Here is an 18,429-nt window from a genome sequence, read left to right on the forward strand (position 1 = left end):
TGCATTCTCCGTGCACCGGGCCACCTGAACTGCGACAACAGCTTCCGGACGCCTCCGTCTGATTGCGACACCACTCGCGAAGCGGGTCGGTTACCGCTGCGAGGATGGCGCGGCCGTGTTGCGGACGGTAGGGTAAACCCACCAGTACTGCCCCTGAGGGGAGCATCGGACCATGGCCCGGCCACGACTCCAGGAGCGACGTCAAGCACTCGGCCACACCCAGGAATCCCTCGCTGCCGAGATCGGCGTCGAAACCTCCACCGTCCGCCGCTGGGAGACGCAAGACCGCGCACCACTCCCCCAGCACCGGCGACGCCTCGCCGAGGCGCTCAACGTCTCCGCCACCGAGCTCGCTCGGCTTCTCATCACCACTGCCGACACCACCCCCACTGGATCGCTTCGATCACCGACCGGGGAAGGAATCGACCCGATGATTCGCAGAGACCTCCTCAGGATCGCCCTCACCAGCGGTGCCCTGATGTCCACCACCGCGCTCAACGGCCCATCACCGACCACGCCGGAGAGCCTCAGCGACCTCAACGCCGTCGGGCAGCACCTGTGGCGGGTCTACGGCAAGACCGAAGCCAAAACGACGCTGATGCCCGCCGTCGCCGAACACCTGCAGACGCTCCACGACCACCTGTCTTCCCGATCACGAGCCGCTGACATCCGCCGTCTCTGCGAACTCCACAGCCAGGCCCTGCAATTGAGCGGCGAGATCCTCTTCGACGCCGGCCTGTACGACGAGGCCGCCGACAACTACGCGCTCGCCGCCTCGGCCGCCCGTGAAGCCGACGCCTTCGACCTGTGGTCCTGCGCCATGACCCGGTACGCGCTGATCAGCACCACCGAACACCGCTGGCGCGAGAGCCTCGAGGTCCTCGATGCCGCCGCCCGAGTTGCGGCCCGCGGCGACTCCACCCAGCCATCCCGCCAATGGGTCGCCAGCGTCCAGGCCGAGGCGTCCGCCCACGCCGGCGCTGAGCACGACACGCAGCGCTACCTCGACCGGGCCCTGACCGTTCACCACCTGACCGGACCAGTCGGCAACGGCGGTTGGCTGCGCTTCGACGGCACCCGCCTCCCCGAACAGGAAGCCGCCTGCCTGATCGCGCTAGGCAAGTTCGATCGCGCCGAAGCCCGCCTCGAGACCGCGCTGCACGCACCGACCACTCCCCGCCGCACGGCGGCAATCCGTTGCGACCAAGCGACTATCGCGCTGTACCGCAACGACTTCGACGCCGTCGAGAGCTACATCGGCGCCGCCGCCAATCTCGCCGTCAGGACCGGATCGAGCTACATCGCTGCGAAGCTCGCAGACTTCAACTCCAACCTCAACGCGTCGGCCGGAGCCAGCCGACGGGCATCTACCATCACTGGTTTGATAGCCAGTACCATCCGGCAGACATGAAAGAAGCACCATGAGCAACGAGGCAGGGCAGCGTTTCCGCACCGCATGGATCATGGGCGTCAAGCGTCACTTTCCAGGCGAACCCAAAGCAGGGTACATCGTCCCATGGGAAGAAATGCCCGCCTGGGAACAAGCTGCTGCCACCGCGGTGTACGAACAGGTCCGCCAGTTCATCGCCATCAGCGACGGCACAACCGCCCGGCTGTCCGCAGACCAGCGCGGCCAGTTCGTAGCGGCCTGCTGGAATGCCCAGGTCCACAAGCACCTCGAGTCACCGAAGCCCAGCTACGTCGCGCCGTGGGAAGCGCTGCCCGCGTGGCAGCGCGAAGTCGACGCCGACATCTTCGCCGCAATCGAAGAGCATGAGCTCGAGGGCTAAACACACCTCGCGCGGGCGGGTTGCGAGTAGTTTCCAACGCCGTCAACCGTGCAACCGCAGTCTTGCTGAACCGCTTCCACCATGGAAAACGACGGTTACGCAACCGCCTCCCACAGGGAGCCGTTTTCAAGATATCTAGTGGAGGTCGCTTCCACTGCTCGCGCGATGCGACGCGACAGCCGCGCCGGCGTGCGCGCTTCGATCGTGTGCAACGGGTAGTAACTGAAGGACTTGACCTCATCGGCGCCGATCACGATGGCCACCTCCTGAGCTGCGGTGAGCACGCCGCCGTCGAAGACGAAGAGGATCTTGTCCCCTTCACTGGGTGCAGGAGCCCAGTCCACCACTAGGAGGCCGCCGAGTTCGATGTCGATGCCGAGCTCCTCGCGGACCTCGCGCAGACACGCCTCAGCAGGGTGCTCCCCCGTCTCGATGTAGCCACCGGGCAGCTCCAAGGACTCTTTATACGTCGGTTCGATCATGAGGATGTTGCCCACATCGTCGCGAATGAGCGCCCCGGCGGCAGCCAGCGGGCGGGAGCGGCGATCGAGGCCGTCCTGAGCAGTATCGGTCTGGTCCATCGGCTCCCTGGGCTTTCCACTAGTCCGGCTGGAGGCGCATCCGCTCCGCCAGAGACGATACTGCGCCACGCCGCCGGGGCCCCTCGAGCCAGGAAGCAACCAGGTGCCGGCTCAACCGATGGTGGCGGATCTGCTCGGCCGCGGACTTTTCGGACTCGATCAGAACCGCGGCGGCTTCGTCGATCTGTCCAAGAAGGGAGTGCGCGCGGGCCACCTCGATCGCGTGGCGTGCACGACGTTCACTGGGCAGGGATCGCGTGTCGATCGCGGGCGCCAGGTCGATCGCCTTCGCGGGCCGCCCCAGCTCGATATCGGTCACGATGCGGTGGATGGCGACGTTGGTGGGGCCGAATGCCGTCCACAGGCAGTTGGCGTCGCGTCCCAGCCGCGAAGCTGCCGCCCCGGCGGCTTCAAGCGACGCGCTCGCTCCCCGACGATCCCCTTCCTGCGAGGACGCGACCGACCCGACCAAGTGCAGAGTGCCGAGCACCGACAACAAGTTCGGGGATTCGTGAACTCGCACCGCCCGGAGGCCGGCCAGAGTCTCCTCAACCAGACCCGCGGACTCCGACGGGAATCCGAAGGCGAGCATCGCGTGAGCCTTGCTTCGCTTCACCGAGCCAGCCACGACCAAGTCTGAACTGCGCTCGGCCGCAGCAATTCCCAGATCCAATGCGCTCATTGCAGGATCGCGATGGCCGAGCTTGGTGAGTGCGGTGGCCGAGAGTTGATACGCCAGCGCCAAGGCGCGCTCGCAACGGCGGCGGTCGCGGCCCACGTCGATGATGAGCGACGACTGCAACTGCGCCAGGAGACCGGGAAGGCGGTCGACAATTGGCCCGTAGCGGGATGCCTGATAACTGGCCCACAACTGGGAGAGCTCCACTTCCAACGACCCCAGCGAGTGCGGAGTCAGAGCGGAAGCCAGGAGCGGGACTCCCGCCAGAAACGTGCGCCGCCTCATCTCAGCGTCCAGTGCGGCTGCCGGCGCAGCCGAGGGGTGCAGCGGTTGGTCGTCGTTGACCAGAAGCGCGGTGAGCTGTTCGCGGTTCACTTCCAACGCGACGGCAAGCTTCGGGCGCAGCCAGGGCTGCGGGGAGGTCTCGCCGTGCTCCCAGCGCCACACGGTCGAGGTCTCCACACCGATAGCCCGCGCAAGACTCTCCTGGGAGAAGCCCAGCTCCTCCCGGCGGTCTCGCAGCATGCGCCGAGCCAAAGCCCTCATCTCCGCGACGGGTTACAACCCTATTTGGTAGTCGCCTCACGGTATCGCAGTCCTCTCTCCACGTAAACGCCTGCGCCTGAGGCCAAAGCTCAAGCCCTTGTGCTCCTCAAGGAGACCACCCGAGCTGCATCCACCGCGAGAGCAGACATCATGCAGATATCAGGCATCCGGGTTTCCATTTTCGCCACGGGGTTGTGCGGCGCCGCGGGCACGATCTGCGCAAGCAACACAATGAGGGTCCTAGACATGGTTGCCCCTGTTCGGGCCTACTTGCTTTCACCGAAGGCCCTTGCATTCCTCGGCACACGCATCGCTGTGTGCATAGCCGCAGTGAACTGGAGGACGGCCTACAAGTCGAAGCCCGAGGACCAGCTCTGCCATCTCAAGTGACACGGCAGGCTGCCCTCAGAGTGACGCTGTACCAGGCCCGGACCTCCACCGCAGGACCCGACCAGGCGGCAGACGATGCGACAAATGGCCGGGTACTGCTGGAAGGTCGGAGGGAGCGGTCCGTCAATGACGACGAGCAGTGCTGTGGCGGCTCGCCGCAGGGGCACCTCAAGGGTTGTCGGTGCGCGGCCCGTTGTAGACGAGGATCGCCATGCACGCGCCGAGCTCGTTGAACTGGCCCTCGGCAACGTAGAGGTGGCCGGGAACCTCGACCAGGATCTGCTCCAATGCGTCGATGGAGGTCGGAGTCTGCGGCGTGAACGCGTGAAGCCCGCGCTTGGCCAGGTAACGGTGCCAGGGTGCGGCTCAGCCGCTAGTCCTGGGCCAGTACTCGTCGCCGGTGGGGGCATACCCGCTGCCCTTGGGCCAGAAGTCGTTCCCGGCCGGAGCGAGGCCCCCGCCCCCCGGCCAGATGTCATCCCCGTTGACGGTGGGGGCGAATCCGGAGCCCCGCGGCCAGATGTCCTCGCCGTTGACGGTGGGGACCGAGCCCGTGCCCCGCGGCCAGAGCTCGTTCCCGTTGATGTTGTAGTCGGCGGGGGCTTGGGAGGCGCGGGTGCCGGTGGGGGTGGTGGTGTCGGCGTTGGCGGGTGCGGCCGCGAGCGCGGCGCACAGGGCGCCGCCGACGAGGACGAGCGCAGTGATTCGCCTGCGTTGCATGCAGTCTCCAAGAGATTTCCGGTCTGGTGCCGCCGGGGCCGGCGGCCTGGGACGAGTGTGGAACCTGGTTGCACGGATCGTGCACGAATCCTGCACGGCCCGGCATGTCGAATGCACCAGGTGCTCGCTAGAGGAATATGAGCGAGGACCGCGAAGTTGCCGATGCCGGTGCCGGTGGTGTCGACCTCCGGGCGGCCTTGGCCCTGTACGGGCGCCCCGGCCCCACTGCTTCCTCGCGAGCACGTTCACTCAGCGCAATCCGATCGCCGAGGCGTACGCGCTGACGCTGACCTCTGCGGTCCACGGCACCGAGATCACCACCTCACCTGGGCCGACTTGCCGAGCGGAAGCAGCGGATCCTGGCGCTGTGGTTTTCGAGGAGCAGATCCAGGCCCAGATCGGCGAGGCGCTCGGCAGATGCACGTCTCGCGCGCGCTCAAGCAGACCCTGGACGAACTGCGCGAACGCATGACCACCGCATCGAAAGAGCACCACACGGCCTGAATCTGGTGAAGAGGATGCTGGCGATCGGCGCGTATATCCACCCGGGTTCGCGGGTACGACTCGCTGACCGAACTGCACCAGCGGCTCCAGGGCTGTGCACGGACGTTTCTCTCGGGGGAACGCGGGCTCGGCCTGGGCAGGCCGACCCCGCATCCTACTTCCCTGTTGGTGCGCTACTCGAATGCGGAGAAGTTGTACATGTGCTCGGGCACCAGCAACTGAAGCTTCTTCAGTAGCCGATACAGCGCGTAACGCGCCAGTTCTTCCAGGGGCGGCGTCTGGCCTTTCCACCACTTATCTCGCGTGAGAGGGTTTTTCATCAAGTCGAAGCGTGAAAGCCCGAGACGCTGCGAGCGTGGATTCCGGGATCGTTGCATGCCGCTGCGGGTCTGGCCCGGTGGGGTGAGGTCGGTCGTGTCGCGGGTGAGCACCAGGGCTTCGCGGACTTCCAGCCATGCCATCCGAGAGGACTCGGGCAGACCCAGTGCCATGAGGAACCCCTCCACGGACCGAGTGTGGGGGATGCGCCCGTGCTTGGTGTTGCACAGGTCGCTGAGCGTTTGCGGCGACAAGCCCTTGTGGCCGAGCAGGGTGGGGTGCCACGTGCGCGCGGCGAGGACCTCCAAGGTCTCACGCGATTGCTGGTGCAAGAACCGCATTTCCGCGGCGAAGGCGACGGCCGCCTGCTGCGTGAGGGTGGCACTCTCGCGCACGGGCGCCAGTTCGCAGCCTGCGGCACCCGTCGACGGCACGAACTGCGTGCGCAGTCCGGCGCGCATGGCGCGGCGGAGGTCGCGGTACTGGCGCCGCCACAGGTCCTCGTCTCCGCGACAGGCCGAGACATACGACAAGACCGCGGTCAGGGAGGGGCAGCGGCCGGGGTACTCGACCCGCGACAGCGTGGAGTAGTGGACGTGTGCACGTTCGGCCATCTGACGGAACGAGGGGTTACCGGCCCGCTCGCGGAGCGCTTTGAGCGCAGTCTGGAAGTCCGCGAGCGGGCCGGTGCCGCCGTTCGGCGGCACCGGCGCGGGCACGATCTACCTACTTCTTCCGCAGCCGGACGATGAACGCCCCCAGGCCGCCGAGCACCACGTTCACGGCGACGACGGCCTGCCAGACGGGCAGGTCGTTCTCCACGAGCCAGAGCACGGTGAGGACGATGATGATGAAGACGAGCGTGAAGAACACGCAGGCGACCACGACGCGGACAGCGTCGAGGATGCACTCGGCCGAGTGCTGGAGCATCGGATTCTCGTTTCTTGTACAACTCCCGGCTGGCTCGGCGCCGGGAGGATGAGCGAAGCGGTGTCCGAAGCGGCGCTGCCGGCCCCGAGCCGACCATTGACGCCGCCGAGCACGGACGGGTCGCCGCTGCGGCCGAGAGCGAACCCTGGTTCCTCCCGCAGCGGAGAAGCCAATTCTAAACTTTGCCACTGGGGTTCTCCACTAATTCCAGGGCACCATTTTCGGCGAGACACATTGCTGTGCAACAGGAAATCAGTGGTGCGCGATCTCGTCCGATCTGGAATCCGATGCCCTGCTAGCGTCTCCGAAAACAGTCCACAAAGGTTTAACAACCGATGGCATCCGAGAAGCCGTTGAAAATCAGGGGGGCAGGGGTGCATCATAGTTCTATCGCACATCACGACGCACTGCGTGACCTTGAGTTACCGCTTAAGCGGTAACACTTGACATCAACCGGACTTGTACACGGTTGAACTGGCAAAACGTGGCGCACTGCGATGAGGCAGCCGAGCGGTGTCCGGAGAGCACGGCCAAAACTCGGTTCGGTGAGCCGCGGGTTTCCTCCCCGCGGCTCACCGGCGCCTGGACCCCAGCGAGGTCCGCAGCTCTCCGTGCCAGACTCGCACCGCCCAGAGCGACCGTTCGGGCCCGTGCGAGCGGCCATGCCGGGCAGTGCCCAGAGAGAATCGTGCGTCCGAAGCGTAGAGCGGCCAGTCCCGCCGCCACGCCAGGTCCCCGCACATGACCGCAGCCTACAACGCCCCTCTGGCATCACTCGTCACTTCAACGCGACTGCCTGGTTCGTCCCCAGGTGCGGTCCACCTGCTGCTGCACGGCCCGGACGCCGTCGGCACCCAGGCTCATGCGCTCCAGGACCGCCTCGTCGGTGAGGTCGGGGGACTCCGGGAAGCCGTCCTGGTAGGCGGTGACGGGGACCAGCCGGGGCACGCGGGTACCGATGACCTTGGCGAGCAGGTACATGCGGGCGGTCTCGTGCCCGGTGTCGTCGATGGTGTGGGTGGAGACGCGGAGCCGGTCGGTGCCGACGCTGACCTCCGCACCGGTGTCGGGGTCGATCGACCAGATGCCGAGCGCGGCCTCCTCGACCCGGTCGAGGCTCTCGCGCAGCTCGACGATGGGCACGATGGTGTCGCAGTCGCGGCAGTCCTCCCATGCACCGGGGCACCCGCGCCGGGCCGGATCGCGGGCGAGGCGCTGCATCGCGTGGACGATGAGGACGGCCCCGGTGCCGAAGCACGGCGCGAGCGCCAGCGACGCCCACACCGGTACCGGCGGCGTGAACGAGGAGTACGCCGGGACGACGAGGGCCAGGGCGACGCCGGCCGCCCACAGCAGGCGCAGACGTCGGCGCTCGCCCGGTCGGAGGTGGTCGCGGGCGCTGAGGACGGGGCCGTGGAGCCCGCGGCGGACCGCGAACCATGTGCCGACCCCGGCCAGGATGCAGGCGTACGAGGGGTAGGAGACGCCGTCGATGGTGACGACGCCGAGCAGGAGCGAGCCCGCACCGATCAGGCTGCCGCCGACCGCGGTGAAGGCGAGGGACCACCGCACGGTGGTGCGGGAGGGGAACTGGAGGGCCATGACACATTCTGCGACCCGGTCACGTTCCGCGTCAAGTCAACCGCAAGGAGTAGTGGCAGGTGGCTGTTCGGGCGAGCTTCCTTCGCGCGCACACGGCCTGCGCTGCACCGCATGTCACCACCGCACCGGTCTTTTGTTGAATCGCTGGAGTTGGTCAGGACTTCCAGAACTTCGCGCCGAGGCGGGCGAGGGGCTCGCGCTGGGCGCGGGTGAGGATGCGCTCGTACTTGTAGTTCAGGTGCAGGCACGGGGGCTCGGCGTCGATGCGGAAGACGTTGCCGATCCACTCGACCGGACGGCCGCCTTCGAGTTCCCACAACTGCACGGTCCGCTCGCCGGGGGTGACGGTCATCCGGATAGCGAGTCCGAGGTAGTCGATCTCCTCGACCCGGAGCCATCCGATCGCGTCGAGGTCGGGGTATCCGACGGGGAGCGGGTGCTCGTTCGGTCCGGTCATGCGGGCCAGCCGTTCCATACATTTCTCGGGCAATCAGACCCTCATCATCCCAGACCCGCGCCAACCCCCAGGCCACTGTCACCCTGTAGTGCACCATCTGTGCCGCACGGCGAGCGGCATGTCGGGCCGCAGCACGGCTGGTGACTACCCTGGTTGGACGTGCCAGGAGGTGGGCATGGAGAGTGACCGGTCCCGGACCCGGGACGGTCGGCGGGCCCGGCTGGGTGTTTGACGGTCTCCGGGGCACCCGAGCGCGCGCGCTGTCACATATCCTGGAGGCCCCGCGACACCCTGTGAGCGAACCCCCGTATGACGCGAACGACCGAGCCCGCCGCCAGCGCCAATCCGACTCGAAGCGACACCGCTGAACTGTGGGCGGCGTTCTTGCGGTGGCTGCTGTACGGGATCGTCCTCGCCGTCTTGCCGATCGCGGTGAACTGGGTCAGTCTGATGACGCGCGGACTCGACGCCTCCTTCTCCGCCGTGCTCGGCGGCGGGGAGCTGCTGCTGGTCAGTGCCGTGCTCGGTGCGACGGCCGCTGGTGATCTCATGGGCGCGCGCACGCGCCGGTTCATCGTCTTTCGCACGGTCCTGACCGGCGGCAACCTCATCTTGATCGTGTTCGCGTCGCTGTGGTTCGCGGACACGACCGCCGTCCTCCGTGCCGGCACCGACATTGACCGCGGTTTCGTGGCGTTGGGGTCGCTGGTCGTGCTCGTGAGCGAGATTGTCGTGTGCGCGTGCAGCTTCCTGGTGACCCGGCTCGAGGACAAACGATGATCCTCGGGTGGGTCGTGATCACGGTCAGTGTGGTCTTGGCTGTCGGTGCCGTCCTCGTCGCGCGCTCGGCACTCAGGCAGCGGACCAGGCAGTGGCCGGCGTTTCCGCGGCTGAGACTCCCGCAGTGGCGCAGGCTCGACTCGACCGAGCGCCCGCAGGCAGTTCTTCTGCTCGCGATGGTGGCGGTGTGCGGTCTCTCGCTGCTCCCCTGGGACCGGCTCGGTGACCCCGCGTATGACCCGGGGTCGGATACGACGACGAGGTACGACCCGACAGGAGGGATTCCGACGATGGAGGACCCCGAGTCCTTGACAGAGCCGGAGACGATCTCACCAGTGCCCACTTCACCGTCGGCGACGCCGAGCGGGTACGTCGTCGTTCCCGAGGTGATCGGTGCGTCGGTCACCGATGCTGCCGCTGCTTTGACGGCGGCCGGATTCACAGACGTTGAGTATGTGGCGAGTGTGCCCGGGAGCGAACCCGGTGCTGAACCCTGCCAGGTCTTCGACGTGAATCCGAGCGCTGGTACTGCTAGGCCGCCTGGCATGACCGTCAGGATCTACTACGTCTCCGCCGAGAGCCCCGAGTCCTGCGTGTGAGGTCGATGGCACGTCGCCTGCGACATCTCCTGCGGGGCACCGGACTCGCACTGGCCGGAATCCACACCGGTGAGGGCCGGGTCGACCTCGACGCCGGCCACGCCAGCGACGATGCCAGGTTGCAAGAGCGGTTCAAGTACCTTGCCGTTCTCGCATACACCAAGCGGGATAACGCGCGTGACCTCGTCGGGCGCGGCCTGGGTGGAACCGGTCCGCACCATCGGACGGTTCCGGATGCGGGAGGCGGCCAGCCCTGGGCGCGCCACTTGACCGTGGCCGACCGCCCTCGTACGTGAGCGAGTCAGCAGGTTTGCCGGGCACCCCCGCCGCACCCACACACCGGTCGCCGGTCGCCTCGGTCGCGACCTCACGCCGCCCCTGCTCCACGAACCTGCGCACCGGGCGTGCCGGGCCACGACGCCCGGATGTGCGAGTGCCGTTTCTCCAGCACCACCCCCGACTCAGGCTGCGGCACTGCGGTCCCGGCCCGGAAGACGACCTCGAAGACGGGGTCGAGATCGCGCACCAGTTCCCACTCGCGCACGTCCTCGGCCAGCGCCGCGGCCGCATCGGCAGCGTTCGCGCCGTAGGCGAGAACGCCGACCTCATGGTGACCATCGAGGCCGGTCCCGGTCGAGGGACGGAACACGAGGTGCGCGATCGTGCCCTCGCGCACGGTGGCGTAGATGCGGCCCCAGGCCCGCAACGCTGCGGGCAGGAAGGTGCGCGGCCCGGTGAGGGCGGCCAGGTGGTGTTGGTGGTGCAGGGCGAGGTAGACGATGAGCCGGTCGTACTGGCCCGGCGGCGGCAGATGCACCCCAGTCCACACGCCCACCGGCGCCGACTCCAGCACCGCCAGCACTCCGCCCGGGTCGTGTCCGGCCCCCGAAGCGGTGTCGATGGCGACCGCCTCGCCCAGGGCGCTGGTGGTGTTGGGGACGGCGTCACGGCCCCGCTGGGCGAGGAAACCCCCGGCAAGGACTCGGGTGGAGCGCAGTCCGTGCCCGGCACGCTCGAAGGCGACGATCCGCTGCACCAGGCCCAGGTCCAGGGGCATCACCAGGCGCCCGCCGGGAGCGAGCTGATGCGCCCATTCAGGAGCGGGCTCCCACGCGCCGACCGAGACCAGGATGCGATCCCACGGTGCACCGGCCGCATCGCCGAGCGCGCCGTCGGCGCAGGTGACGGCGACGCGGCTGTACCCGGCGGCGTCGAGGTTGCGGGCCGCCTCGTCGGTGACGGCCGGGTCGATGTCGATGGTGGTGACCTGCCCGGTGGGGCCGACGAGTTCCGCGATGAGGGCCGCGGCGTAGCCGGTCCCGGCCCCGATCTCCAGGACCCGGTGACCGGGGCGCAGGTCGAGGAGGTCGAGCATGAGCGCGACCATGGAGGGCTGGGAGATCGACGACAGCGCCCGGCCTGCCTTGTCGCGGCGGGTGACGACCGCGTCATCGATGTAGGCGGTCGTGGCGTCGACGTCGGGCACGAAGACATGCCGGGGCACCTGGCGCACCACGCGCAGGGTCGGGGCGCTCAGGTGCGGGAAGTCGCGCTCGATCTGGTTGCACATCGCCGCGCGCAGCACGGCCGCGGTCATCTCGTGTCCACTCACGCCCGACACCATCGCATACCCCTGCGACGCTCCACACCTCCCCGGGATGGCCGCCGATACCCCGCGCCCGGCCCGAGCGACACGGACAGTCCGAGGCCGTGTCATGTCCGCGACCGGACTCGTTAGTCGATCATGAGCGAGGAACCGGCCCCCGACCCCTCCCGGGACGGGGCCCGCGAAGCCCTGGCCTTGTGGAGCCGACCCCCTGCCCGCCAGCGCCACCACTGACCTGGACCCCCTGGCCGCGGCTGACGCTGACCTCGGCCCTGCACCACCGCGACTCTGCGCGGCAGGGACACCTCGCCGACCGGACGCCGACTCCTGCGCGCCGCCGTCACCGCCCGCGAACAGTTCTACTACCCGCCAACATGACCGGTTGACGCCTTCCCTGGGGCTCCCGGGTATCAAGGACGGGCGGCCCCGCGCATAGACAGCACTGCCGCGTTGACCATGGCCGGGCCGGGCACGCCTCTGACAGACACGGCCGTGCCCGCCGCGTCGCTTCCGTTACAGGATCGTGCGGCTCGGTAAACTGCCGGTGCGGCCGGGGAGTTCCATGGTTCCGGTGGGGATCAAGTACGGCAACCCCGGCCGCACTCCACACTCGCGAACCCCACTCGGGCGGCAGTGGAGTGCGCCCGGTGAAGGTTCAGTTCGTTACGCCTTTCCAGTGTCGCCGGATGGTGATGGAGCTGTGGAGGGCGTAGCCAAGGATGGACATGTAGGCGAGGCCGAACAGGCTCGCGGCGATCACGCCGCCGCTGCCGTCGCGCATCGCCGGCCAGCTCTCGGGGCCGGTGAAGTCCAATTGGATGGTGTTGACCACGAGGTCGAGCAGGGCCGAGAGCAGTACCCACAGCCCTCCGCCGAATGCGATGAGCGTGTAGGGGAACGCCAGGAGCATCGGCCCGGTGGAGTCGTCGACCTTGTAGGAGGCGATCAGGGCGATCGCGATCATGGCGATGTGCACCCCCGCGACCCAGTCGAGCTTCAAGTTCGCGGTGACCGTCTCGACCCGGAACAGCGCGAAAATATCCGACTCGATCTCTGCCAGGAGGGCGTCGGAGCGGTCGGGATCGAACGGTGCGGAGAGGTAGCTGCCTCCGAGGTAGCTGACTGCGAGGATCGCGGCCTGGAGGGTGAGCCCGCCCAGGGTCGAGACGCTCGCGATGACCACTCGCGCCCAGGACATGCTGGCGGCGTGTGCCGCGGCCCGGCTGAGCAGCCCGCCGGCAGCTTTGGCGCCCTTGACGATCCTGCGCCCGTTGGCGTACCAGGACTCGATCGCGAACAGCGTGGCGATGACGATCAGGAACACCAGCGGGACACCGAAGTCGGCGAGCGCGAGCAGGAGCGTGTTGACGAAGTCGGGGACGATCGGTTGCGCGGGGATCGGGCTGGGGTCGGGCATGCAGGGGTCCGTCCGGCAATGACGCGGGCGTACACCGCGCTCTTGCCTCAATTATGAGTCCACGACGCCTGTGGAGCCTTAACCGGCACTTCTCGGCGCAGACTGCGATCGTGCGCAGGCCACCGCAATTGACGAGCTACTGCTGCACTGGTGAGGAGAGCGGTCCGTCGATGACGGTCAACAGTGCGGTTGCCGCGCGCCGCAGGGGCACCTCGAGAATTTGTCGATCTCGGTGGAGCTGTGCGCGGTAGACGGAGGTCGTGAGGGCTACCGGGTGGTCGGTGCGGGGCCCGTTGTGGACGAGGATCGCCATGCAGGCGCCGAGCTCGTTGAACTGGCCCTCAGCGACGTAGAGGTGGCCGGGAGCCTCGACCAGGATCTGCTCCAGTGCGTCGATGGAGGTCGGGGTCTGCGGCGTGAACGCGCGAAGCCCGTGCTTGGTCAGGTAGCGGTGCCGTTGGAAGGTGTCGAGACGGGAGAGCACCGCCTGCCCTCCCGAGGTGGCGTGGGCGGCGTCGGGGGTGACTGCCGGGAGGAGGGAGTCGCCGCCGGGAGCGGGGCGGAAATGCGAGAGGACGAGTCCGTGCTCCCGGGAGATGCGGACGAGGGCGGCATCGTGTCCTGACTCGGTCACGTAGTCCTCGATGATGCTGTTGAGCACCGCGTCGCTAGCGGTGCACGGCGGCAGCATGAGACCGTCCGCGTCGAGCCGATACCGCCCGGTTTCCGTGTCCGCTTCAGCGATGCAGTTGAAAGCGAGACCGATCCCGATTGCAGCTCGGGCCTGGTGGAGGTCGATGCCGACCTGATGGGCGAGCTCAGAGGGTGTCAGTCCGTCAGGGAACTGGCGGAGGCATTCCAGCACCGCCTGGAATCCCTGGATCAGTCCCGCGCCGCCGGCAACCGCAGGACCGGGGTTGTGCTGGCCGAATCTGTCGAGGAGCACCCAGTCGCCGTCTATGAGGGCTTTGAGGTGCTTACGCAAGGTCTGATCGGACATGGTTGCGCCGGCGTCGGCGAGTACGCGCCTGAGTTGCTTGGTGGTGCGCCCCGGCTTCTCCAGCACCGTCTGGAGGATGTGCAGCGTCCGCTCGGAAGTTTGCACCGATGAATTCGCATGATCGGATGCATCCACGTCCTGAACCCCCCGATACAGATGAAATAGCCATCCGGTGTACAGAGACTCAAAAGTGAATTCGTAGGCGGAATAGTCAGGATTTTTCTAGCAGGGCTGGAATCGCGGGCTGGATAAATCGGGCTTCCGGCCTGGTGGTCACACTGAGTCACCTGGCACGATGTTTCTCGTGAAGACATATGGTACTCATCACATTCTCGGTACGGCAAGGGTCGGAGTCCTGCTCAGCGCCCTCCTCGCCGCCGCCGCTTGCACCGATGCCGCTCCCGATAAGGATGCGGCCCCCTCCGACGAGCTCCCCTCAAGCACGACAGCGCTTCCGCCGGAGGCGATCGAAGATCCCGAAGAGGCCGCGAAAGCGGCCTACATCCGCTACTGGACGACCCTGGCGGAGTCGGCCGCTGCGCCTGACGGCCAATTCGCCGAATTCGAGGCAATCGCAGCCGACCAGGCGCTCGAACAAGCCCAGCTGACCGAGCAAGGTCTGCTCGACCTGGGAGTACATGCCACCGGTGCGTACGCGCATCACGTTTCCGTCAAAGACACGCTCGCAACCGACACGGGTGAGGTGGTCCAGGTGGTCCTCGTCGATTGCTTGGATACGACCGGTACCGAGGTGCTCGATGCTGCCGATGCGCCGGTCGAGGACGAGGAGTACGGATTCCGGGAGGTTCAAAGCCGCGTCGAGCTACTCGACGGATTCTGGATCATCACCGCGTTGACAGTGCAGGAGATCGGGACATGCGATCCCTAGGAAGCTTCCTGACCCGCCTGGGCCTGCTGGCCGCCGCCGGTTGCATCGGCGTCGGGGCACTGCCCCGGGCCGCCACTGCCGATGTGACCCCTCCGGTGTGTTCGGACGATGAAGACGTCTGCGAGATCGGTGTCGAGATTCCGGGCGGCGGAGGCGACGGCGGGTCCGATCCGGGCACCGATGGAGGTGTCGAGCCGCCCGCGGGGGGCGGCTCCGACACCGGGACCGATGCGCTGGAGAACTGCACGTCAACGGTGATCAATGGCGTGGATTCGCATCCGCTGGCCGGCGCGCGCCCGAGCGACACTGCGGTCCTGGTGATTGAGAACTGCACGATCGAGTCCGGTTCGACTATTCAGTCCGCGGAGTGGATGGAGCTCGGTGCGGACGGCCAGGTGCAGATCTCCCCCGAGGTCCTGGCTCAGCGTGCGGTCGACCGCCTCGTGCTGCTGCAGCCGGGGATCGAGGCGAGTCCGGGCGAAGTCCAACTGGTGCAGCTACCGACCTGGCTGTGGGTCAGCGAGGCCACCTGGTCCGTACGCACCGCCCAGGCCGCTGCCGGTGGTCTTATCGCGACCGCTACCGCGACGCCCGTCGCGGTCTCCTGGGCCATGGGCGATGGCGCGACTGTCGAGTGCGACGGGCGCGGGACCGAATGGAAACGGGGCACCGACCCCGAAGCAGCCTCGGACTGCTCCCACACCTACACCCGGCCGAGTTCGGAGGAGCTGCCGGTGTCCGCGACGGTCACCTGGCAGGTGACGTGGGTCGTGACCGACGCCGGCGGTGGTGAAGTCGCATCGGGAACTGAACCGGATATGTCCACGACCGGGCAGACCGCCTGGCCCGTCCTCGAGTCGCAAGCGCTCGTCGAACGCTGAATGGAATCCACGGGGGAATCGTGAACGCCAAGACCACGTCGAAGAGTAAGCCAGAGCGTCGGCGCCCGCCGAGACGGACCGTCGCGCTGATCGCCTGCATCCTGGCCGCGCTCGGCTCCGCGGCAGTGTTCAGCCTGGTCGCCTTCACCAACGCTGAGGAGCGCACCACGGTCCTGGTGGCCCGCCAGGCCCTGGCGGCCGGCCATATCGTCACCGACGGCGATCTGGACGAGCAGGAGGTTGCCGCGGCCGATGTCGCCGACCTGGAGGCGATCGATGCCGACCACGCCAGCTCGGTCGTCGGCAAGGTCGTGGCGGTACCGGTCACCGAAGGCGCGCTGCTCACCGAGCAGCTGCTGGGCGAGGCGGCGCTGCCGGAGCCCGGACGGGTGACAGCGACGGTGCTCCTGGCCGATGGACGATGGCCGACCGCACTGGAGGCGGGCCTGCCGGTGACCGTGATGGGCGTGAACGCCGCCGGCGCAGCCTGGCAGACCGGAGCAGTCGCACTCGACATCGCAGTGCCCGAAGGCAGTGGTGGCGCTTTGGTATCGCTGTCGCTGACCGCGGCCGACGCGCCGGCGCTCGCCGGGGCCGACCCGGCCTCGCTCATGGTCGTCATCAGCACCCCCACCGTGCCGGCGGAGGGGAACTGACCATGGGACTCATCGCCGTCGCCAGTATGGCCGGAGCACAGGGCGTCACCACGACCGCGCTGGGATTGGTCGCCTGCTGGCCGGATTCCGAGGTGGTGCCCGTCCTGCTCGAGTGCGACCCGTCCGGCGGCGACCTCGCGGCCCGCTGGAACCTTGAGGCGCGCCCGGGCCTGGCCGAAACCGGCCAAGCGGCTGCAGCGACCGACCAGCCCGGCCCCGCCGTCCTCACGGCTGGAGCCCAACGGATTGCGGTCGCTGGCCGAGACGTGGCAGTCGTATGCGCGTCTCTCGGCGGGGCCGAGGTAGCGCCAGCGCTGGCGGTCCTGACCGCGCCCGGGTCGAAGGCGCTGCATGATGCGGACGGGTGGATCGTGGCCGACCTCGGCCGCCTGGACGAGCACTCACCGACGTGGCCGCTGGTCGCCGCCGCGGATTGCACGGTCCTGGTGGCCCGGTCGCACCTGGAGGGCCTGGCGCATCTGCGCGCCCGATTCGAGACGCTCGTGTGCCGGGCCCGGGGTCGGTTCGCCGTGGCGCTGACGCCCGGTGCTTATCGGCCGGACCAGGCGAGCGACCTGCTGCGCGCGGCGGGATTGGCGGCCCCTGTGGCGGGGCCCGTTGGCCCGTCCCGGCCGATCGGCCCGGACCCGATCGGATGGCGGGGACGGCGGGCGCTGGGCGCCTGGCACGGCCTCGCCGCCGCTGTTCGCAACCGCGCCATCGCCCAACCTCCCTTGTCCATCGAAGCCGCACCGACCAGTACGGAGGACCGGCCATGACCACCTCGACGACGCAACTCCCCACGGGAGTCAGGGTCATGGCTGGCGAAGCCGCTGTCGTGGAGCGCTTGTGCGTCGCCGCCAGGGGGATCCTGGCCGAAGGAGAGGCCCCCGGTGCCGCCGAGCGGCCCGCGGCGATCGCGGCCGCGGCGGAGCGGGCGGTCGCCGAGCACAGCCAAGAGCTGCTGCGCGCCGGATCGGCCCCCGTCGACGCTGCCGGGCAGCGGCTCCTGCGCAGGGCAGTCGAAGCCCGCCTGTCGGGCCTGGGGGCCCTCGCACCCCTCCTCGCCGACGAATCGATCGAGGACATCTGGTGCATCGGATACGACAACGTCCACATCGTCCGCGCCGGTGATGTCAGGGAGCGCTCCACACCGATCGCCGGGTCGGATGCCGAACTCGAGGAGCTGGTCCGCGGCATCGTCTCGGCAGGCGGGGCCGACACTGAGCGGCGCTTCGACGCGGCCAACCCGATGGTGAACGCCCAGCTGCCCGACGGCTCGCGCCTGCACGCGACCATGGGCGTTTCCGATCGCATCACCCTCTCGATCCGACGCCACCGCATGGTCGAGGCCAGCGTCGACGACCTCCAGGCCACCGGCATGTTCGACACCGATATCGCCGCGTTCTTCCGATCAGCAGTGGCGGCGCGGTTCAACATGATCATCTCCGGGCCGTTCCGCTCGGGCAAGACCACCCTGCTCGGCGCGCTCGCCGGTCTACTGCCGCCCGAGGAGCGGCTCATCACCATCGAGGACGCCCGCGAACTGGGCCTCCACCGCGACTCCCGGCACGACCAAGTCGTCTCCTTCGAGACGCGGGAAGCCAACATCGAAGGCGCCGGCGAAATCAGCGCGTCCCGCCTATTTAGGGAGGCGCTGCGCATGAGCCCGGACCGGATCATCGTCGGCGAAGTTCGCGGCGGCGAGGTCCGGGTCATGCTCGAGGCGATGTCGACCGGCACCGACGGGAGTCTGTGCACCATGCACACTTCCTCCAGCCAAGGCGTGTTCTCCAAAATCAAAAGCTTCGCGCGCGACGGCGGGCTCGACCCGGAGGCGGCGGCTGAGAAGATCGCCGAGGGCCTGGACTTCGTCGTCCAGATCCGCCACACCAAAGCCCGCGGCCGGTACATCGCCTCGATCCGCGAAGTCCGCGGCGCTGACGGCATCCAGGTCGCCAGCAACGAACTGTGGGAACCCACCAGCGAGGGCCGGGCGCTGTTTCGGACCATGCCCAGCGCCGAGCGGGCCGAGCGGCTCGCCGAGCACGGCTGGACCCAGCCCGAACTGGCGGGGTGGTGAC

Annotated in this window: 19 protein-coding genes; 9 read left to right on the forward strand and 10 right to left on the reverse strand. The window is 68.1% G+C overall.

What is annotated here, in order from left to right:
- Nucleotides 1-172: 172 nt before the first annotated feature.
- Nucleotides 173-1,411, forward strand: coding sequence for a helix-turn-helix transcriptional regulator (locus AB0A65_RS01345; RefSeq protein WP_359944376.1), 1,239 nt, complete (start codon nt 173-175; stop codon nt 1,409-1,411).
- Between the two features lie 10 nt (nt 1,412-1,421).
- Complete coding sequence (locus tag AB0A65_RS01350) at nt 1,422-1,790, forward strand: hypothetical protein (protein ID WP_359944379.1); 369 nt, start codon at nt 1,422-1,424, stop codon at nt 1,788-1,790.
- 95 nt (nt 1,791-1,885) lie between these two features.
- Here AB0A65_RS01350 and AB0A65_RS01355 read toward each other — a convergent pair whose 3' ends face one another.
- The 7 genes from AB0A65_RS01355 to AB0A65_RS01385 all read right to left on the reverse strand — a co-directional run bounded on the left by AB0A65_RS01355 (nt 1,886) and on the right by AB0A65_RS01385 (nt 8,517).
- Nucleotides 1,886-2,371 (reverse strand): NUDIX hydrolase, encoded by a 486-nt coding sequence (locus tag AB0A65_RS01355; RefSeq protein ID WP_359944382.1) that lies wholly within the window; start codon nt 2,369-2,371, stop codon nt 1,886-1,888.
- Between the two features lie 19 nt (nt 2,372-2,390).
- Nucleotides 2,391-3,575, reverse strand: coding sequence for a helix-turn-helix transcriptional regulator (locus tag AB0A65_RS01360; protein WP_359944385.1), 1,185 nt, complete (start codon nt 3,573-3,575; stop codon nt 2,391-2,393).
- Between the two features lie 777 nt (nt 3,576-4,352).
- On the reverse strand, nt 4,353-4,706 hold the full coding sequence (locus AB0A65_RS01365; RefSeq protein ID WP_359944388.1) for a hypothetical protein: 354 nt from the start codon (nt 4,704-4,706) through the stop codon (nt 4,353-4,355).
- Nucleotides 4,707-5,383: 677 nt separating this feature from the next.
- Entirely contained in the window at nt 5,384-6,247 is an 864-nt protein-coding gene (locus AB0A65_RS01370) for a helix-turn-helix transcriptional regulator (RefSeq protein ID WP_359944391.1), read from the reverse strand.
- A 7-nt stretch (nt 6,248-6,254) separates the two neighbouring features.
- Nucleotides 6,255-6,458, reverse strand: coding sequence for a hypothetical protein (locus tag AB0A65_RS01375; RefSeq protein WP_359944394.1), 204 nt, complete (start codon nt 6,456-6,458; stop codon nt 6,255-6,257).
- 783 nt (nt 6,459-7,241) lie between these two features.
- Complete coding sequence (locus AB0A65_RS01380) at nt 7,242-8,060, reverse strand: hypothetical protein (RefSeq protein ID WP_359944396.1); 819 nt, start codon at nt 8,058-8,060, stop codon at nt 7,242-7,244.
- Between the two features lie 154 nt (nt 8,061-8,214).
- On the reverse strand, nt 8,215-8,517 hold the full coding sequence (locus AB0A65_RS01385) for a hypothetical protein (RefSeq protein WP_359944398.1): 303 nt from the start codon (nt 8,515-8,517) through the stop codon (nt 8,215-8,217).
- Nucleotides 8,518-8,826: 309 nt separating this feature from the next.
- On the opposite strand from AB0A65_RS01385, the gene AB0A65_RS01390 reads away from it, so the two are divergent.
- The gene (locus AB0A65_RS01390) at nt 8,827-9,297 is read left to right on the forward strand and encodes a hypothetical protein (RefSeq protein WP_359944400.1); all 471 of its coding nucleotides are present in this window, start codon (nt 8,827-8,829) and stop codon (nt 9,295-9,297) included.
- A complete protein-coding gene (locus AB0A65_RS01395; protein WP_359944403.1) occupies nt 9,294-9,896 on the forward strand; it encodes a PASTA domain-containing protein in 603 nt (200 codons plus the stop codon). Before AB0A65_RS01390 ends, AB0A65_RS01395 begins: the two co-directional genes overlap by 4 nt.
- A gap of 367 nt (nt 9,897-10,263) precedes the next feature.
- Here the strand turns inward: AB0A65_RS01395 and fxlM are convergent, their stop codons facing one another.
- From fxlM to AB0A65_RS01410, 3 genes are all read right to left on the reverse strand, one after another.
- Nucleotides 10,264-11,508: a methyltransferase, FxLD system gene (fxlM, locus tag AB0A65_RS01400; protein ID WP_359944406.1), complete on the reverse strand. Its 1,245-nt coding sequence runs from the start codon at nt 11,506-11,508 to the stop codon at nt 10,264-10,266.
- Nucleotides 11,509-12,157: 649 nt separating this feature from the next.
- The gene (locus AB0A65_RS01405) at nt 12,158-12,919 is read right to left on the reverse strand and encodes a hypothetical protein (RefSeq protein WP_359944409.1); all 762 of its coding nucleotides are present in this window, start codon (nt 12,917-12,919) and stop codon (nt 12,158-12,160) included.
- 136 nt (nt 12,920-13,055) lie between these two features.
- On the reverse strand, nt 13,056-14,054 hold the full coding sequence (locus AB0A65_RS01410; RefSeq protein ID WP_359944412.1) for an IclR family transcriptional regulator C-terminal domain-containing protein: 999 nt from the start codon (nt 14,052-14,054) through the stop codon (nt 13,056-13,058).
- 160 nt (nt 14,055-14,214) lie between these two features.
- On the opposite strand from AB0A65_RS01410, the gene AB0A65_RS01415 reads away from it, so the two are divergent.
- The 5 genes from AB0A65_RS01415 to AB0A65_RS01435 are packed head-to-tail and all read left to right on the forward strand — an operon-like array spanning nt 14,215 to nt 18,428.
- Complete coding sequence (locus AB0A65_RS01415) at nt 14,215-14,808, forward strand: hypothetical protein (RefSeq protein WP_359944415.1); 594 nt, start codon at nt 14,215-14,217, stop codon at nt 14,806-14,808.
- Complete coding sequence (locus tag AB0A65_RS01420; RefSeq protein ID WP_359944418.1) at nt 14,796-15,689, forward strand: hypothetical protein; 894 nt, start codon at nt 14,796-14,798, stop codon at nt 15,687-15,689. The genes AB0A65_RS01415 and AB0A65_RS01420 overlap by 13 nt, the downstream gene beginning before the upstream one ends.
- Nucleotides 15,690-15,709: 20 nt before the next feature.
- Nucleotides 15,710-16,345 carry an SAF domain-containing protein gene (locus tag AB0A65_RS01425; protein WP_359944421.1) on the forward strand — a complete coding sequence of 212 codons (636 nt, stop codon included), beginning with the start codon at nt 15,710-15,712 and terminating at the stop codon, nt 16,343-16,345.
- A 2-nt stretch (nt 16,346-16,347) separates the two neighbouring features.
- Nucleotides 16,348-17,124 (forward strand): hypothetical protein, encoded by a 777-nt coding sequence (locus AB0A65_RS01430; RefSeq protein WP_359944424.1) that lies wholly within the window; start codon nt 16,348-16,350, stop codon nt 17,122-17,124.
- A complete protein-coding gene (locus tag AB0A65_RS01435) occupies nt 17,121-18,428 on the forward strand; it encodes an ATPase, T2SS/T4P/T4SS family (RefSeq protein WP_359944427.1) in 1,308 nt (435 codons plus the stop codon). Before AB0A65_RS01430 ends, AB0A65_RS01435 begins: the two co-directional genes overlap by 4 nt.
- The last annotated feature ends 1 nt before the right edge of the window (nt 18,429 follow it).

This window comes from Glycomyces sp. NPDC047010 (assembly GCF_040644205.1).
In the GTDB taxonomy this organism is placed as follows: Bacteria; Actinomycetota; Actinomycetes; order Mycobacteriales; family Micromonosporaceae; genus Glycomyces.

What these genes read in the sequence shown, in the direction of transcription:
- AB0A65_RS01430 (WP_359944424.1), top strand. Translation starts at nt 16,348, where the DNA reads ATGGGACTCATCGCCGTCGCCAGTATGGCCGGAGCACAGGGCGTCACC.
- AB0A65_RS01390 (WP_359944400.1), top strand. Translation starts at nt 8,827, where the DNA reads ATGACGCGAACGACCGAGCCCGCCGCCAGCGCCAATCCGACTCGAAGC.
- AB0A65_RS01345 (WP_359944376.1), top strand. Translation starts at nt 173, where the DNA reads ATGGCCCGGCCACGACTCCAGGAGCGACGTCAAGCACTCGGCCACACC.
- AB0A65_RS01350 (WP_359944379.1), top strand. Translation starts at nt 1,422, where the DNA reads ATGAGCAACGAGGCAGGGCAGCGTTTCCGCACCGCATGGATCATGGGC.
- AB0A65_RS01375 (WP_359944394.1), bottom strand. Translation starts at nt 6,458, where the DNA reads ATGCTCCAGCACTCGGCCGAGTGCATCCTCGACGCTGTCCGCGTCGTG.
- AB0A65_RS01435 (WP_359944427.1), top strand. Translation starts at nt 17,121, where the DNA reads ATGACCACCTCGACGACGCAACTCCCCACGGGAGTCAGGGTCATGGCT.
- AB0A65_RS01360 (WP_359944385.1), bottom strand. Translation starts at nt 3,575, where the DNA reads ATGCTGCGAGACCGCCGGGAGGAGCTGGGCTTCTCCCAGGAGAGTCTT.
- AB0A65_RS01415 (WP_359944415.1), top strand. Translation starts at nt 14,215, where the DNA reads ATGTTTCTCGTGAAGACATATGGTACTCATCACATTCTCGGTACGGCA.
- AB0A65_RS01405 (WP_359944409.1), bottom strand. Translation starts at nt 12,919, where the DNA reads ATGCCCGACCCCAGCCCGATCCCCGCGCAACCGATCGTCCCCGACTTC.
- AB0A65_RS01365 (WP_359944388.1), bottom strand. Translation starts at nt 4,706, where the DNA reads ATGCAACGCAGGCGAATCACTGCGCTCGTCCTCGTCGGCGGCGCCCTG.
- AB0A65_RS01395 (WP_359944403.1), top strand. Translation starts at nt 9,294, where the DNA reads ATGATCCTCGGGTGGGTCGTGATCACGGTCAGTGTGGTCTTGGCTGTC.
- AB0A65_RS01355 (WP_359944382.1), bottom strand. Translation starts at nt 2,371, where the DNA reads ATGGACCAGACCGATACTGCTCAGGACGGCCTCGATCGCCGCTCCCGC.
- AB0A65_RS01420 (WP_359944418.1), top strand. Translation starts at nt 14,796, where the DNA reads ATGCGATCCCTAGGAAGCTTCCTGACCCGCCTGGGCCTGCTGGCCGCC.
- AB0A65_RS01385 (WP_359944398.1), bottom strand. Translation starts at nt 8,517, where the DNA reads ATGACCGGACCGAACGAGCACCCGCTCCCCGTCGGATACCCCGACCTC.
- AB0A65_RS01380 (WP_359944396.1), bottom strand. Translation starts at nt 8,060, where the DNA reads ATGGCCCTCCAGTTCCCCTCCCGCACCACCGTGCGGTGGTCCCTCGCC.